We start from the raw sequence: 16,014 nt of genomic DNA on the forward strand, positions 1-16,014 counted from the left end.
TTGACCCTTGCGCTCCGTACCCCGGAAGCCCCGGAGCGCGAACGCCCGTGGGCCGACCGGGGTCGACGGCCCGACGGGCATCCGCGTTCACGGGAATGGGTGACTCTTGTTCGACTCCACCGCCTTCTGGGTGGTCCTCTTCGGCCTGCCGATCCTGGCGATCGTGGCGATCATCCTGCTCGCCACCTACCAGGCCTCAGGTGTTCAGCAGGACGGACGGGACGACACTCCCGACGACGACTCGTCCAGCGACTGACCCTCGGCCGCTCCCTCGCGAGGGAGCGGCACGGCCTCGGGCACGTCCTGGACGCCCTGAACGGGGGAGAACTCCCCGGTCTCGGCGTCCAGCAGGTGCACCTTGGCGGTCTCCAGGTCGTAGTACATCCCGGACAGCGTGAGCTGCCCCGATTCCACCCTTTCGCGCACGACCGGGTACCCCATGAGGTTGCCGAGCTGCTCGATCACGTTGGCCTGGGCCAGCCGCCGCAGGGCTTCCGACGCGGGCAGCCCTGCCAGTTCACCGTGGTCCGCCCCGGCCCGGCGCAGGCTCCCCTGTCCGTTGGCCAGCCACCGGCGGATGTGCGAGCTCTCCTCCTCGACGGGTCCCTCGTGCGCCCCCTCCGCCAGGGCCCGCATCGCCCCGCAGTGCGAGTGCCCGCAGACCACGATCGAGGGCACCCGCAGGACGTTGACCGCGTACTCCACCGCCGCCCCCGCGGAACCGTCGGCGCTGCCGTGCCGGGGCACCAGGTTGCCCACGTTGCGCAGGGTGAACAGGTCGCCCGGACCGCTCGCGGTGATCAGGTTGGGCACCACGCGTGAGTCAGCGCAGGTGATGAACAGGGCCGTCGGGTTGTGGCGGTGTGAGAGGCGGCTCATCACCGCGCGCATCCGGTCCGCGGTGCTGGCGTGGTATTCGCGGGCCCCCGCGGTGAGCAGCCCCAGCGGGTTCACCGCCAGGTCGGCGCCGGACTCGCGGCGCATGTCCCACGGGGCCCACCAGCGGCCCTTGGGGATGGTCTTGGCCGCCGGGGCCGACCTCTCGGAGCTGCGCGCGTACCAGTTCTCGTGGACCTCGTCGATGTCGACGCTGCCGCCGGTGCGCTCGTGGTCCACCCGCCAGGCGTGGATGGCCTCGAAGGCGGCGTGGTCCATGAAGTCCACGTGCAGGTCCAGGTCGACGCTGGCCCCTTCGGGGATGGTCCGCAGCACGTGCGCCAGCCGGGGAACCCCCAGGAAGGTGAGTGATCCGTGCACGGTCACGTGCACCCGCCCGGCGCGCTCCTCGGTGACCACGGTGAGCTTGGTCAGGCGGCGCAGCGACACGATCATCGCGAGCGCGAAGCCGATGAACACCCCCTCCAGCAGTCCGATGAACACCACGCCGAACAGGGTCACCAGGTAGACGCTGGCCTCGTGGTGCTTGCGCAGGTCGCGCAGGTGGGCCAGGGACACCATCTGCACGCCGATGAAGACGAGCAGCGCGGCCAGGGCGGGCATCGGGATCAGCTCGACCACGTGCGCGAAGAACGCGACGAAGAGCAGGATCCACACTCCGTGCAGGATCGTGGAGAGCGGGCTGCGGGCCCCGGCCCGCACGTTGGCGGTGCTGCGGACGATGACACCGGCGATGGGCAGGCCGCCCAGGGCACCGCTGACGGTGTTGGCGGCGCCCTGCCCGCACAGCTCCCGGTTGAGCTGGACCCGGCGGCCGCTGTGCAGCCGGTCCACCGCGATGGCGGCCAGCAGCGACTCCACACTGGCGACCATGGCGACGGCCGCCACGGCCAGGGCGATGCCGTGCCACTGCCCGGCCTCGGGCAGCATCGGCCCGTTCCAGGCGTCGGCGAGGGAGCCGGGCAGGGCCACGGTCTCGACCTCCCAGCGGCCGAGGGTGGCGATGACGGTGGCGGTGCCCACCGCGACCAGCGCGGCGGGGATCATCCCCGGCCGGACCTTGCCGATCGCGGGCAGCCGGTTCCAGCCGAACATGATCGCGATCGTGATGACGCCGACCGCGACCGCGGCGGTGTGGTTGTGCGCGATCTGTTCGGGCAGGTCGGCGATGTTGGCCAGGGCCGAGCTCTGCGGGGCCCCTCCCAGGACCACGTGGAGCTGTGCGAGGGCGATGGTGACGCCGACCCCCGCGAGCATGCCGTGCACGACGGCGGGGGAGACGGCGAGGGCGGCCCGCGCGATGCGGAACGCGCCCAGGGCCAGTTGGACCAGCCCGGCCAGCAGGGTGATCAGGCAGGTGACCCGCCATCCGTAGGTCATGATCAGGTCGGCGACGATGATGGTCAGTCCGGCGGCCGGGCCGCTGACCTGCACCACCGATCCGCCGACGAGACCGGCGACGATACCGCCCACGATGGCGGCGATGATTCCGGCGATCAGCGGGGCGCCGGAGGCGACCGCGATCCCCAGGGACAGGGGGACGGCGACCAGGAAGACCACGAGAGAGGCGCCGAAGTCGGCGGCGACCCCCTTGCGATCCGTGTGGGTCCCGGGCCGTTCGGAGGTGGTCTCCGGTCGGCCGGGTGGTGCTCCCTGGGCGTCGTTGCGCATGGTTACTCCGTTCGGGTTGGACCAGGCAAGGCGTATGCGTAGGCGCACGGGGACGGCAGAGTCCGAACGGGGGGTACGTGGCTGAACGCGTCACGACGACGAGACCGCGAAGGGTGCTTCGTCAATAACTAACTGTAGTCAACAAGAATGACTGTGTGTTACGGGCTGTTGTGCTCTTGGTGACCATTTTCCCGACTTCACATGTACGCGGGGACGAATCAGGACAGAAAAAACCCGAGGTGGCGGGGGTTTCCCGCCACCTCGGTGGTGTGAAGTGGTGATGGCGCCTGTCGCGCCAGGAGGGTCCGCGGAGACCTAGCGGAACCGGCCGTCCTCGTAGCCGCCCTCGTAGTGTTCCTGCTCCGGGGCGGGGTGGCCGTAGGGCGCCTGCCCGTAGGGGCCCTGGCCCTGTTGCTGGCCGGGTCCGCCCTGGCCGTTGGCACCCTCCGGAAGCGGCGGCTGCCAGCCCTCCACCGGCGGGTAACCGTAGTCGGGTTCGGGCCGCTGCGGCGCGAACCCGCCCCTCATCGGGTCGGTGTGGTCCGGTCCTGCGAAGCCGCCCTGTCCTCCGTGCGGCTGCTGACCGTAGGGGTCGCCCTGCTGGGTGTGCCCCGGGAACGTGGTCGGGAGTTCACCGCGCAGCTGGTCCGCCTGATAGGCGCCGGTCGGGTAGGCGGGCGGCCCTCCGTAGGCGGGACCGCCGTGGCCGCCGACCGGGCCGCCCGGTCCGGGAGGAACGGGGCCCTGTCCGAACGGGGAGGGCTGACCCGCGTGGTGACCCCCGCCCGGCGCCGTCGGCTGGCTCGGCTGGCCGAAGCCGCCCGAGTCGTCCTGACCGCCCCACAGCGGCGCGTTCGAGCCACCGGGAACACCGGGCGTGTTCTGTCCGGGCAGTCCGTTCTGTCCGCCGATTCCGCTCTGGCCGGGCATTCCGGACTGGTAGTCGCGGGTGTGTGCGCCGGTGTCGTAGGGGCTGCGCTGGTGGGTGCCGGTGTCGTATTCGGGCCGGGTGAAGGAACCGCTGTCGTAGGACGAGCCGGACGTGAACGAACTCGCCGCGTACCCACCGGTCAGAGGATCGGTGGAACCGGGGAGCTGGTGCCCGGGGACGGTCGGGCCGCCCATCGGCTGACCCGGCGAGGGCTGCGCGCCGGCGCCGGGAGCGGAGTGGGCGCCGCTCGGGCCACCGTGGCCCGCTCCGGACCCGAGTCCACCCAGCGAGGACAGGTCGGGGCGCTGGTGGGCGCCGGTGTCCATGCTCGACCAGATCGGTGAGCTCAGGTCGTGGCCGCTGGCCGGGGTCGGACGGAACCCGGGGTCCAGGGGGTCGGAGGACGCGGGAACCGACCCGCCGACACCGCCGCCGGGACCCGTGCCGCCGCTCAGCGGCGGGTAGTCGGAGTGGTTCGTCGACCCGCTGTCGTACGACGAACGCCCCTCGCCCAGCGGTCCACCGCCGAGTGAACCGCCGCCCGGGTTGCCGCCGCCCAGCGGTCCGCCGCCGAAGGAGCCGCCACCCAGTGGGTCCTGCGAGATCGGTTCCCGCCGCTCAGAGGGTCGGATCGGCTCGCGGCCCTCGAAGGGGTCACCGGTCGAGGGGGGACGCGGGCTCCAGGAACCCGGCCCCAGCGGGTCGTCGTCCAAAGAGGAGGGGGAGGGAGCCGCGGCCCGGGCCGGGGGGAGCCCCTGCGTGGGGGGCAACCCTTGCGTGGGGGGCAGACCCTGGGTCGGCGGCAGCGCCGCCGGGCCCTGGCCGAGCCCCTGCTCGGGCGGGCGCTGCTCCCGGTGGCGCGGAGCGGGCTCGGGCGGCGCGGGCGTGTTGCTCTGTCCCAGACTGGCCAGCATCGCCAGGTCGGTGGGGCCGGTGGGGCCGCGCTCCGGCTGGGCGGGAGAAAGGGCACTCGCCCCGGCGGGCGGGGCCTGGATGACGGTGTCCTGGCGCGCCGACGCCCGGTCGTCCTCGTAGTCGTCTTCGTAGTCGTCCGCGTAACCGTCGTCGTCACCGGGTCCGGTGGCGTCCGCGCGCCCGCCGGAGCGGGCGGGGGCCGCGTCCTCGTCGCTCAGACTCGACCAGAAGTCATTGTCGGAGAGCCCGTCGGAGTCGTCCTCCCAGTCCACACCGCGCTGGCGCTTGCCCTTGGAACGCCGTTCCGGCCTGCCCCCGGCGTCCTGGCGCGATCTGCGGGACCGGCCCCTGGGGGCGACCTCGTCGTCCTCGGGGTCATCGTCCCGCTCCCGCCGGTCGCGCCGGTCGTCGCGGTCGTTGTCCTCGACGTCGTCGTACTCGTACTCGTCGTCGTAGTCGTCCTCACGCGAGCCGATGCTGAGCGCGCGCATCCCCAGGAGGAGGAGCACGAGCACGGCGAGCACGACGATGACGGCGGTGATGATGATGACGGTGACGGTCATGGTGTACGCACTACCTTGGGGAGGTCGGCCGCGCCCGGGGAGCGCCTGGGACCGGCCTGGCGAGTACCGGTCGGGGGTGGAAGGCGGCGGCCCGGTTCCGCGTGGACCCGACGTGCCGGGGCCCAGTGGCTGGCAGGGCGCGACCGCCGGTGATCCGACGCGGTCTCGGGTCAGGGTGCCGCGGGGCGGTTGGACGGGTATCGGTCAACTGAAATGGGGTGAGGGGCACGGACCCACTGTATGCGCTGTCGCGCGCTGTGTGCAGAGGGCGACGGGTGCTTCCTCAGTTGTTCCCCGTGCGGTCGGTCGGGCGGGTCCGTCCGGTTTCGAGCGCGGAGAATCGCTGACTATGACCCATTTCACTCGCTGCTGGTGAGCAGCGTACCCCGGGCCACGGCCTGGTTCGCGATGGCCTCAAGGGTCAGGTCCAGGGCCGCCCCCTCGGGCAGGTCCAGGTGCCCCTCCAGGGCGTACACGGTGAACCGAAACTCGTGCACGTCGCTCTCCTCGGGGCAGGGAGCCCCGTAGGCGGCGTCACCGGCGGTGTTCTGTCCCTGCTTCGCGTCGCCCGGGACGGTGTTCTGCCGTAGCTCGACCAGCTGCGGGTCCAGGTCGTAGACCATCCAGAACACGACGGCGGCGCTCGGGTCGTCCACCACCAGCGCGATCGAACCCACGTCGTCGGGAAGACCCGACCAGCTCAGCGGCGGCGACACCGGCTCGCCGTCGGCCTCACACGAGTACGCGGCGGGAAGGGGCTGCCCCTCCTGCATCATCGGGCTGGTCACGTTGATGTCGGTCGGCATCTCACCGCTCAGCTCCGAGGAGACCCCGCAACCGGTCGACGCGAGCAGGGCGGCGCCCACCGCCACGGCACCCGCGCGGGTACCGGGAGAGGTTCGGGGCAGACCGTGCGCGGCGGTGGTCCGGAGGGAAGGCAAGACCGGGAACAATGGGGCTCCTGCTGGACTTTCGGGCCAAAAGGCGAGACTCGCGGTACGTCGGACCGGGCGCGGGGGGACCCCGGGCCGGTCACGAGGGAACCGTGCGCACGGGCACCTCGACGGTCGGCGCGACACGGTCCTGAGCGAACCCTACTGCGATCGGCCGCGACCACGGCATTCCGGACCGTTCACGGACCCGCGTCGCGAGGGCGTCCCCGCCCGCCGCGGCCCGGCCACGACGCCCGGGTCGCCCACCGGATCGGTGATGATGGGTCGGTGCGGTTCTCCCTTCTGGGGCCCCTCCAGGTGCACGACGCCTCCGGAGAGCCCCTCACCATCGGCGGCGCCCGTCTGCGCGCCCTCCTGACGCTCCTCCTGCTCCGCCCCGGCCAGCAGGTGTCCACCGAACAGCTCACCGACGCGATCTGGGGTGAGGACGCACGCGTCGCCTCGGGCAACGCGCTCCAAGCCCTGGCCTCCCGCCTGCGCCGCGCCCTGGGCGGTGGCGTGCGTCTCCATGGTGACGCCTACGGGTACCGGCTGGAGGTCACCCCGGGGCAGGTGGACCTCCACGAGTTCGACGAGCTCGCCAGGCACGGGCGGGAGCGGCTCCTCGCCGGTCGTCCGAAGGAGGCCGAGCGCGCCCTGTCGGCGGCACTGGCCCTGTGGCGCGGACCGGCCCTGCCCGACCTCACCGTCCACGGTGTGGCCGAGGACATCGCCCTGCGCCTGTACGAGGCCCGACGCACCGCGCGCGAGGACCACCTGGAGGCCCGGATCGACCTCGGCCGCTTCGTGGAGGCTCTGCCCGAGGCGGAGGCGCTGGCCGCAAGGGAACCGCAGCGCGAACGCCCCGTCGAACTCCTCATGCGCGCCCTGGCGGGCAACGGTCGGACCGCCGACGCCCTGGCCGCCCACGAGGCCTTCCGGGAGCGGCTCGCCGACGAACTCGGTCTGGACCCCTCCGACCACCTCGGGCGGGTCCACCTGCGGCTTCTGCGCGGAGAACTCGTGCCCGACGGCTCCGTGCCAGCGGAACCGCAGCCGCCAGCGGTGGTCCGTCTGCCCCGGCCCCTGACCGGTTTCGTCCCACGCGACGCGGAGGTGCGCGCGGCGGTGAAGGGCCTCTCCGCCGCGCGGTTGGTCACCCTCACCGGGCCGGGTGGGTCTGGCAAGACCCGGCTGGCGGTGGAGGCCGCCGCCCACCTGGCCGAACACGCACCGGAACTCGCCGCCGGAGGTGTGTGGTTCGTCGGTCTGGCCCCGGTGCGTCAGGGCGCCGACCTGCCCGACGCACTGGCCACCGCCCTGGACCTGCGCGGGCAGGCTGTCTTCCAGACACGCGCCGCCGTGCTGCCGCTGTCCCCCCTCGAACGGGCCGTCTCCTTCCTGGGGGAACGCTCCGGGCTGATCGTGCTGGACAACTGCGAGCACGTGGTGGACGCCGCCGCCCGCCTGGTCGAGGTCCTGCTCACGCGCTGTCCCGACCTACGCGTGCTTGTCACCTCCCGGGAACCCCTGGGAGTCGGGGGCGAGATCCTGCTGCCGGTGCCCTCGCTCGACCAGCCGCCCGAGGACGCGGGGGTGGAGGAGGTACGGAGCTACCCGGCCGTGACCCTGTTCTCCGAGCGCGCGCGGGCGGTGCTCCCCGGCTTCACCGTCGACGCCGACAACGTGGGCCACGTCGTCCGGATCATCCGCGAACTCGACGGCATGCCGCTCGCGCTGGAACTGGCCGCCGCGCGCCTGCGCGCGATGTCGCCAGCCCAGCTCGCCGACCGCCTCCGGGACCGGTTCCGCCTGCTCACCAGCGGTAGCCGCTCGGCACTGCCCCGCCACCGCACCCTGCGGGCGGTGGTCGACTGGAGCTGGGAGCTGCTCGACGAACCCGAGCGCCGCCTCCTGCGCCGCCTGGCCGTCATGCCCGGCGGGGCCACCCTGGAGGCGGTCGAACGGGTCGGGTCCGACCCGGACGGCCCGGACGGGACCGTGGCCGGGCACGATGTCTGGACGGTCCTGTTCGCCCTCGTCGACAAGTCGCTCGTGGTGGCGCAGACCCCCGAGGGAGAGGACACCCCCGCCCGCTACCGGCAGTTGGAGACCGTCCGCGCCTACGCGACCGAACGCCTCACCGCCAGCGGTGAGGAGGAGCGCGTCCGGGACACGCAGGCCCGTTACGCGCGCGACCTGTGGCGTCAGGGCGACCCCGAACTGCGCGGCCCCGGCCAGCGGCACTGGTTGGCCCGGCTCGGTGCGGAGTCCGACAACTGCGTGGCGGCCTTCCACTGGGCGGTGGAGCGGCGAGACGCCGCCCTGGCCCTGGACCTGGTCGAGCACTCCCAGTGGTACTGGTCCCTGGACGAGCACTGGCAGCAGACCGCCCGGTGGTCCCGTCAGGTCCTGGAACTGGTGGGCGACTCTCCTCCTGAGGGGCACGAGGTCGCCTACGCGAGCTGCCTCTTCCACCGATCCGGGGAGATGGACCTGGGCCGCGCCACCGTCGTCGAACGCCTCGGCCGGGTCGAGGAGGTGCTGGCGGGGGCCGGGCTCCGTGCCGAGGACCACCCCGTGCTCATCCTCTGCCTGGTGTACCGGTCGATGACCGACGGGTATCCGGGAGGCCCGTCCCGCACCCGCCTCGAGGAGAGTCTCCGGGACCAGAGGGACCCCTGGGCCCGGGGGATGACGCACCTGATGCTCTCGCTCCTGGACGGGGTCCACGGGGACGCGCGCGGGGCCGTGGAACGGGCCACCACCGCGTTGGAGTCCATGCGTGAACTCGGCGACGTGTGGGGGCAGTGCAACGCGATCGTGCACCTGGTGGACGTGGTCCGTTACACGGACCTGGAACGCTGCCGCCGCCTGCTCGACGGGGGGATCGCCCTGGCGCAGGAGGGCGGACTGGAGGGGGTCGTCGCCATGTTCCGGACCCGGCGCACCCAGATCCTGGTCGACCTCGGTGAGGTGGCGGAGGCCGAGCTGGACCTCAGGCGGCTCCTGGGCGGTTCGGCCGAGGACGAGCACCTGGTGTCCCTCCGGCTCACCCAGATCCAGTGGCTGTGCGCCGCGGGCCGCATGGTCGAGGCCCGGCGGCTCCTGGAGGAGACCGAACCGTCCGTGGCCGCCCTGGGCGGCTTCGCCCCGGCCTACGTCGAACCCGCGTGGCGGGTGCAGGCCGCCGACCTCGCCTGGGCGCAGGGCCAGACGGACCTGGCCTGGCGGGAGGTGGGCCGGGCCTGGTGGCTGGCCCGGTTCGGGCTGGGACCGTTCGGCGCCGACGTCCTGGACACCATGGCGTCCATGGTGGCGGGGGAGGAGCCGGAGTGGGCCGCCTTCATGCTCGGTTACGCCGCCCAGCTGCGTGGGGTCGCCGACACCGCCACGCCCAAGGGGCGTCGGGTCCGTGCACGGCTGGAGGAGGATCTGGGGGCGGAGGGGTTCGCGCGTCTGCTCGCGGAGGGCGAGGACAGCGATCGGGAGGCCGCTCGGGACCGGGTGGCGCGGTGGCTCGCCCCGATCGTCCCGGACGACGTCGACCTCGGGGACTGGGCACTGTGAGGATCCCGCCGGACCCCGCGTGACCCCAGGGCGCCCCGGCGCGCTGGACACCGCCTCACACGGCGGCGCCCAGCGGCCCGGGGATCAGGTGCGGCGGCGGTAGGCCCATACGGCCAGCGGGAAGAAGATCGCCGTGATCACCACGGTCCAGAACAGGGTCCAGGCCACGGGAGCGGCGGCGTCACCGCCGAGCATGAGCCCGCGCATGGCGTCCACCACGTGCGTGACCGGGTTGTTCGCCGCGATCGGAGCCAGCCAGCCCGGCATGTTGTCGGGAGCGACGAACGCCGAGCTGCCGAAGGTGAGCGGGAACAGCAGGATCATCCCGAACGACTGCACCGCCATCGGCGTGCGGACGAGCATGCCGACGAAGGCCGACATCCAGCACAGCGCGAACGCGAACAGCAGGATCAGGGCGCTGGCCGCCAGCACACCGAGGAACCCGCCCTCGGGACGGAAACCGATCGCCACGCCGACCAGCACGACCATGACGACGGTGATCGCGTACCGGACCAGGTCACCCAGGATCGCGCCGATCAGCGGGGCCGAGCGCGCGATGGGCAGGGACCGGAACCGGTCGAAGATGCCCTTCTCCACGTCCTGGCTCAGGCTGAAGCCCGTGCCCATCGTGGCGAACACCACCGACTGCGCGACGATGCCTGGCATGAGGAAGTCGCGGTAGCTCTGCCAGTCGCCCATCATCGCCTGTCCGAAGACGAAGACGAACAGGGTCACGAACATCACCGGTTGCAGCATCAACCCGAAGACCTCTTCGGGGTTGGCCCGGATCTTCAGGACGCTGCGCCAGGTGAGCTGGAGCCCGTGCTGGACGGTCGTCAGAGGGGAGATGTGCGCGGGCGCCACCGGCGCGCCCTCCTGTGCCGACCTCGGCCGGGTCGTCACGGCGCTCATGCTGGGGTCCCTTCGTTCGCGGGCTGACCCGCGGTCTCGTCATCGGCGGGGTGGCCGGTCAGGGCGAGGAACACCTCGTCCAGGCTCGGCTTGCGCAGGGAGAGTTCGGCGACGGACACGCCCTGCTCGTCCAGGCGGCGCACCGTCTCGGGCAGCACGCCCACGTCGGTGACCGCGACGCTGGCCAGCAGCCCGTCGGTCGTCACCGGTGAGCTGGTGACGGCCTCGACGATCCGGGTGGCCAGCGGCAGCTGCGCGGGGTCCACGGTGCGCAGTTGCAACACCTGGTTGCCCGCGTGGCTCTTCAGCTCCTCGGGAGTGCCCCGGCTGATCACCTTGCCGTGGTCCAGCACGACGATGTCGTCCGCGAGCTGGTCGGCCTCCTCCAGGTACTGGGTGGTGAGCAGCACGGTCACGCCGTCGGACACGAGGTCGCGCACCACGTCCCACAGGCCGTTGCGGCTGTGCGGGTCCAGACCGGTGGTCGGCTCGTCCAGGTAGAGCAGCGCGGGGCGGCCCACGAGGCTCGCGGCCAGGTCCAGGCGGCGGCGCATGCCGCCCGAGTAGGTCTTGGCGGGGCGGTCGGCGGCGTCGGAGAGCCCGAACCGCTCCATCAGCTCCCTGGACCGGGCCCTGGCGCCGGCGCGTCCGAACCCGAGCAGGCGGGCGATGAGCACCAGGTTCTGGGTGCCGGTCAGCTCGGCGTCGACCGCCGCGTACTGGCCGGTCAGGCCGATCTGGCGGCGTACCTCGTGTGGTGCGCGCACCACGTCGTGGCCGCCGACGGTGGCGTGTCCGGCGTCGGGCCGCAGCAGGGTGGAGAGGATGCGTACGGTCGTCGTCTTACCGGACCCGTTGGGTCCCAGGACGCCCAGTACGGCCCCCGCTCTCGCCGTCAGGTCCACTCCGCCAAGGGCGGTCTTGCCCTTGAAGTGCTTGACCAGACCCTCCGCGCGGATGGCGTCAGTCATTGGTCCTCCGTTTCAACGTCTGTCCCCAAGTGTGCCGACCTGCACTGACAGAACGCTGACAGCATGGTTCGCCCCGTCCTGACATCATTGGCGCCCGCTGTGGTCCGGGGGGGACGTCCTAGACTCGTGCACGTGATGAACACCCCGCCCCACGACGCCATTCCCCCCTCGGGACAGTTCCCCGATCCGCCCGGACCGGCCGGGACCGCGCGGCTACGACCTCCGTTGCGCAGGGTGAGCGGGCGTGCGATCGGAGTGTGGACGCTCCGGCTGCTCTTCGGCGCGGTCTTCAACCTGGTCCTGTTGAGCCTGGTCGCGTGGGCCGCGAGCGCGGCTCCTTGGGGCTGGATCCCCGAGTGGGCCTCACACAACGCCTGGGCGCTGCCGGTCGCCTACTCGGTCTACGCCGTGGCCAAGATCGCGATCGTCCCGTCCTGGCGGTACCGAGTGCACCGCTGGGAGGTCGCCGACGACGTGATCTACACCCGTGAGGGGTGGATCAGCCGCGCCTGGCAGCTGGTCCCGGTGAACCGGCTCCAGACCGTGGACCACACCCAGGGATGGCTGGAGAGGATCTTCGACGTGGCCACACTCCAAGTGCAGACCGCCTCCTACGCCGGTTCCTCGACCATCGAGGGGCTGGACGCCGACGAGGCACGCAGGCTCAGCGAGGAGCTGGCCGTGCGCGCCGGAACCCTGCGGGACGACGCGACCTGATGGACGAACAGCACGGACGCCACGAAGAGCGCGGGCCGGACGAGCCGGACGGGCCCGGCACGGACCCCGCCGGTCCCGATCCCGACGCGGCCGGGGGAGCGAGCTCCTGGGTAGCCCCGGGCAGCACACCCTCCGAACCCCCGACCGCACCGGACGGAGGCGGTTGGGCGGCTCCTGGCGCGGCGCCCCGCCACGTCTCGGAGCCGTGGCCGGTGGATCACCGTCCCGGGGACCGCTCCTGGACCGGGAACCACCCCGGGCAGGGGGCCAGCCAGCCCGGACCCGGTCCGCGCTCCGGGCCGCCCGATCACGGTCCCGTCCGCGGTCCGGGCGAGGGTCCCCGCACCTGGTCCGCCCCCGGACCCGCCCCGGGGTCGAACCCCTGGACCGGCCGTGACCCCGGACCCCGGCAGGGGCCGGGCACCGCCCCGGGCGCCTGGTCCGGCCAGGGGACCGCCTCCTGGCAGGGCGGCGCTGCGGGCGACAGCCCCGGCGACGAGGGCGGGGGCGCGGGCGGGCCGGGCTCGGGCCACGGCCCGGGACCCTCGCCCTGGAACCAACCGCAACAGCCGTATCAGCCGTACCCGCCGCAACAACCGCAACAGCCGTACCCGTGGCAACAGCCGAACCCGCCGCAGCAGCCGCACCCGCAGGGCGCCGGACCGTACCCGTGGCACCCCGTGCCTCCGGGGCAGGTCGCCGGCGGAGGGACCCCCGGTGGCGAGACCGCCCGATCCTGGTGGGGAGAGGCGCAGCCGCCCCCTCCCTCGACGGGATTCGGGGCGGAGAGCGCGCGGAGACTCAGCCCGCGCACCATGGTGGTCGGGCCGATCAACCAGCTCAGGAGCCTCCTCCTTCCGGTCCTCGCCGGTCTGGTGCTCGGAGGGTTCAACCCGTGGTTGCTGGCCGCAACGGGAATGGGTGTCGTCGTGCTCCTCGTCGGCGGGTTCGTCACGTGGCGGACCTTCCGCTACGAAGTGGGTGCGGACCGGGTCGAGATCAGCAGGGGCCTGATCCGGCGTTCACGGCGCACGATCCCCCTGGAACGGGTGCGGGGGGTGGACGTCACCAGCTCCCTGCTCCACCGCCTGCTGGGTGTGGCCGTGGTTCGGATCGAGGCCGCCGCCGGTTCGGCGGCCGGGACCGAGGACGGCAAGCTCGACGCGGTCTCCGCCGAGGAGGCAGAGCGGCTGCGCCGGGTCCTGCTGCACCGCAAGGCCGTGCTCACCGAACAGGAGAGCGGCCCGGGGGCGGCCGTGCCCGGAGAGTCCGGCGGTACCGGGGGAGTGCCCCCCACCGAGGGTTCCGCGACCACGGGTGTGCCCTCGGGAGAGGGGGACCCCGACGAGACCGTCACGTACTTCAGCATGCCCCGGAGGTGGTACCTGTACGGGGCGCTCAGCCTGGGCTACCTGCTGACGCCGTTCGTGGTGCTGGCGACCCTGTTCGGCATGGTGCAGCAGTCGGCCGGGCAGATGGTGACCGACTACTTCATTGACTGGGTGACCACGGCGGACCGTGCCTTCCTCGTGTTGTTCGGGGCGGTGTTCGCGGGTGTCCTGGTGCTGCTGATGCCGGTGTTCGCGGTGGTCTCCTACGCCATCACCCACTGGGGCTTCTCCCTGAGGGATCGAGACGGGTCGCTGGTCGCCGAGCGCGGCCTGTTCACCCGGCGCAGCGTCACTCTGGAGAAGCGGCGCATCAGAGGGTACGAGTTGCAGGACAACCCCCTCGAACGCACCCGCGGGGTGGTGGGGCTGCGCGCCATCGTCACCGGCCTGGGTGACGCCGCGACGCGCGCCGTGCTGCTGCCGGTCGGTCCGAGGTCGACGGTGGAGCCGGTGGTGGACCGGGCACTGACCCTGTTTCGGGGGCGACTGGTCCGGCACCCCCGCGCCGCGTTGTTCCGGCGTCTGACCCGCGCGGTCCTTCCCTTCGCGGCCGTCGCCTCGGTGGCCGCGTACTTCGACGTCACCTGGCTGGCCGTGGCCGCCGGGGCCCTGGCCCTTCTGGGGGTGCCCCTCGGGATCGACCGCTACCGCTCACTGGGGCACGGCTACGACGGCGAACGGGTGAGCGTGCGGTCGGGCTCGCTGTCCCGTTCGCAGGCCACGGTCGAGCGGTCGGCGGTGATCGGGTGGACCTGGACCCAGACGCTCTTCCAACGCCGCTCCTCGCTGGCCAACCTCCAGGTCACCGTGGGCGCGGGCACGGGAGGCTACACGGCGCAGGACGCCGCGCTCGACGGGTCCGTGGCCTTCGCCGCGCGGATCACCCCGGAGATGGTGCGGCCCTTCCTGGCTGGGGAAGAGCAGCGCGGGCCCGGTGACGGCGCCGGTGAGGCGCCCCGGGGCTGAGTCGGCGGACCACCGGGCACAGCGGTGAGGGGCGGTCGCACGATGGCGACCGCCCCTCACCGCTGTCCGCCCGGCCCCGGAGACCACTGGTCCCCGGGGCCGGGTTCGCTCACTCGCTCTTCTTCGAGCCGAACATGATCTCGTCCCAGGAGGGCACCGAGGCCCGGCGCCCCCGCCCCTTGCGCTTGGCCGCTCCGCCCGCCGGGGAACCGGTCGCGGCCGTCGGGACGGCCGGAGCCGGGGGAGCCTGGTCGGCGGCGCGGCGCGGCGTGCCCTTGTCGTTGAGGTCGATGGTGGCCCGACGGCGGCGCGGGCGCTGCTGCGGGTCCTCAGCCGCCGGGGTCTCGGCCGGTTCCACGTGGGGCGCGGGCGCCGGTGCGGGCCGGGCGTCGAGCCAGTCCGGCGCCGAGGGCGGCTCCGGAGGCTGCCGGTACTCGTGGGGCTGGACCTCGTGCCTGAGCGGCTCGGGGCGCGCCGGGGCCTCGTGGGCGGCGGAGGCACTCTCCTCGAAGACCGTTCTGCGGGGCTCGGGACGCTGTGGTGCGTACCGCTGCGGCTCGGGGCGCGCGGGCGGAGAGTCGACGGGCTCGGCGTAGCGCCTCGGGGCCGGTTCCGGGTGGTGCGCCGTGTGCCTCGGAGCCTCGGGCCGGGGCGCGGCGGGCGGCATCTCGTTCCGCTGCCCCGCGAACCTGTCACCGGGCGCCTCGAAGGCGCGCCGGGGCTCGGGCTCCTGGCGCGGCGGCGCCTGACGGCGGCGCTCCTCGCGGATCGGAACCCCGAACTGGTCGGTCTCGGACGGATGGGACACGGGACGCAGCGGTTCGTCCAACGGCGTGTCCTGCGCGGGTGACAGGCGGCGCTGGGCGACGTGGTCGGGACGTCGCTCGGCGGCGGACTGCGCGTCCAGGCGGGGCAGGTCGGTGGGCTCGCCGCGTCGCGGGGAGAAGGGTGTGACGTTGGTCCCGGGCCCCGGTGCGGCGTCCAGGGGCTCGTTGGAGGAGAACCGGGCGGCCTCCTCGTCGGCGGGCGTCACGCTGTTGTGTCTGGGCTCGTACAGCCAGTGGGCGACCCGTTCGTCGCCGCCGTGCAGGAAGACCAGCTTGAGCTGCCATGAGCGGTCCTCGCGCTTCCACGAGTCCCACTCGGCGTCGCCGGTCTCCAACTGGTGGGCGCCGATCCGCTTGCTGACCACCTCCTCCAGGGAGGGGCCGGGGCCGGTCTCACCGTGTGAGCGCACGGTGGCCCGCTGGGCCTGCTGGGCGATGTACCCGCGCTCCTGGAGAACGGGTCCCTCGAACCAACGCACCCGTTCGATGGGTATCCCGGAGATCTCGGAGATGGCCTCCGCGGTCTCGCCGGACCGGATGCGGGCCTGGATTTCCTTGGGGCGCAACGGATTCTCCACTTCGATCTCGTACTGGCCGAGCCGGGAGAACTGGCCGCGTACCGCGGCACGGAGGCGGTCGTCGACGGGCAGCATGAAGCGGGTGCCACGGCCGGTGCTGGCGAGCACCAGGTAGGTGCCGTCCTCGCTCACGGCCACGAGGCGAAGCTCGTGCATCGCCCTCCCTTTCGCGT

Annotated in this window: 10 protein-coding genes; 4 read left to right on the forward strand and 6 right to left on the reverse strand. The window is 72.9% G+C overall.

Annotation, left to right across the window (positions count from 1 at the left end; genetic code table 11):
- Positions 1 to 106: 106 nt before the first annotated feature.
- Positions 107 to 256, forward strand: coding sequence for a hypothetical protein (locus tag BDW27_RS27530; protein ID WP_017545017.1), 150 nt, complete (start codon positions 107 to 109; stop codon positions 254 to 256).
- Here BDW27_RS27530 and BDW27_RS17355 read toward each other — a convergent pair.
- From BDW27_RS17355 to BDW27_RS17365, 3 genes are all read right to left on the reverse strand, one after another.
- Positions 205 to 2,568 carry a bifunctional SulP family inorganic anion transporter/carbonic anhydrase gene (locus tag BDW27_RS17355; RefSeq protein WP_017545016.1) on the reverse strand — a complete coding sequence of 788 codons (2,364 nt, stop codon included), beginning with the start codon at positions 2,566 to 2,568 and terminating at the stop codon, positions 205 to 207. The genes BDW27_RS27530 and BDW27_RS17355 overlap by 52 nt on opposite strands.
- Before the next feature lie 315 nt (positions 2,569 to 2,883).
- The gene (locus tag BDW27_RS17360; protein ID WP_110050282.1) at positions 2,884 to 4,977 is read right to left on the reverse strand and encodes a hypothetical protein; all 2,094 of its coding nucleotides are present in this window, start codon (positions 4,975 to 4,977) and stop codon (positions 2,884 to 2,886) included.
- A gap of 359 nt (positions 4,978 to 5,336) precedes the next feature.
- A complete protein-coding gene (locus BDW27_RS17365) occupies positions 5,337 to 5,930 on the reverse strand; it encodes a YbhB/YbcL family Raf kinase inhibitor-like protein (protein WP_017545014.1) in 594 nt (197 codons plus the stop codon).
- A gap of 267 nt (positions 5,931 to 6,197) precedes the next feature.
- Between BDW27_RS17365 and BDW27_RS17370 the strand changes: the two genes are divergently transcribed.
- A complete protein-coding gene (locus tag BDW27_RS17370; protein WP_110050284.1) occupies positions 6,198 to 9,479 on the forward strand; it encodes a BTAD domain-containing putative transcriptional regulator in 3,282 nt (1,093 codons plus the stop codon).
- A gap of 84 nt (positions 9,480 to 9,563) precedes the next feature.
- Here the strand turns inward: BDW27_RS17370 and BDW27_RS17375 are convergent, their stop codons facing one another.
- Together BDW27_RS17375 and BDW27_RS17380 are read right to left on the reverse strand one after the other, a co-directional pair.
- Positions 9,564 to 10,391, reverse strand: coding sequence for an ABC transporter permease (locus BDW27_RS17375; RefSeq protein WP_110050285.1), 828 nt, complete (start codon positions 10,389 to 10,391; stop codon positions 9,564 to 9,566).
- A complete protein-coding gene (locus BDW27_RS17380) occupies positions 10,388 to 11,362 on the reverse strand; it encodes an ATP-binding cassette domain-containing protein (RefSeq protein WP_110050287.1) in 975 nt (324 codons plus the stop codon). Before BDW27_RS17380 ends, BDW27_RS17375 begins: the two co-directional genes overlap by 4 nt.
- A gap of 135 nt (positions 11,363 to 11,497) precedes the next feature.
- On the opposite strand from BDW27_RS17380, the gene BDW27_RS17385 reads away from it, so the two are divergent.
- On the forward strand, positions 11,498 to 12,079 hold the full coding sequence (locus BDW27_RS17385) for a PH domain-containing protein (RefSeq protein WP_193374240.1): 582 nt from the start codon (positions 11,498 to 11,500) through the stop codon (positions 12,077 to 12,079).
- A complete protein-coding gene (locus tag BDW27_RS17390; protein ID WP_370446528.1) occupies positions 12,079 to 14,436 on the forward strand; it encodes a PH domain-containing protein in 2,358 nt (785 codons plus the stop codon). Before BDW27_RS17385 ends, BDW27_RS17390 begins: the two co-directional genes overlap by 1 nt.
- A gap of 109 nt (positions 14,437 to 14,545) precedes the next feature.
- Here BDW27_RS17390 and sepH read toward each other — a convergent pair whose 3' ends face one another.
- A complete protein-coding gene (sepH, locus tag BDW27_RS17395) occupies positions 14,546 to 15,997 on the reverse strand; it encodes a septation protein SepH (RefSeq protein WP_110050289.1) in 1,452 nt (483 codons plus the stop codon).
- Between the last annotated feature and the right edge of the window lie 17 nt (positions 15,998 to 16,014).

This window comes from Nocardiopsis sp. L17-MgMaSL7, from assembly GCF_003182025.1.
Classification (GTDB): Bacteria; Actinomycetota; Actinomycetes; order Streptosporangiales; family Streptosporangiaceae; genus Nocardiopsis; species Nocardiopsis prasina.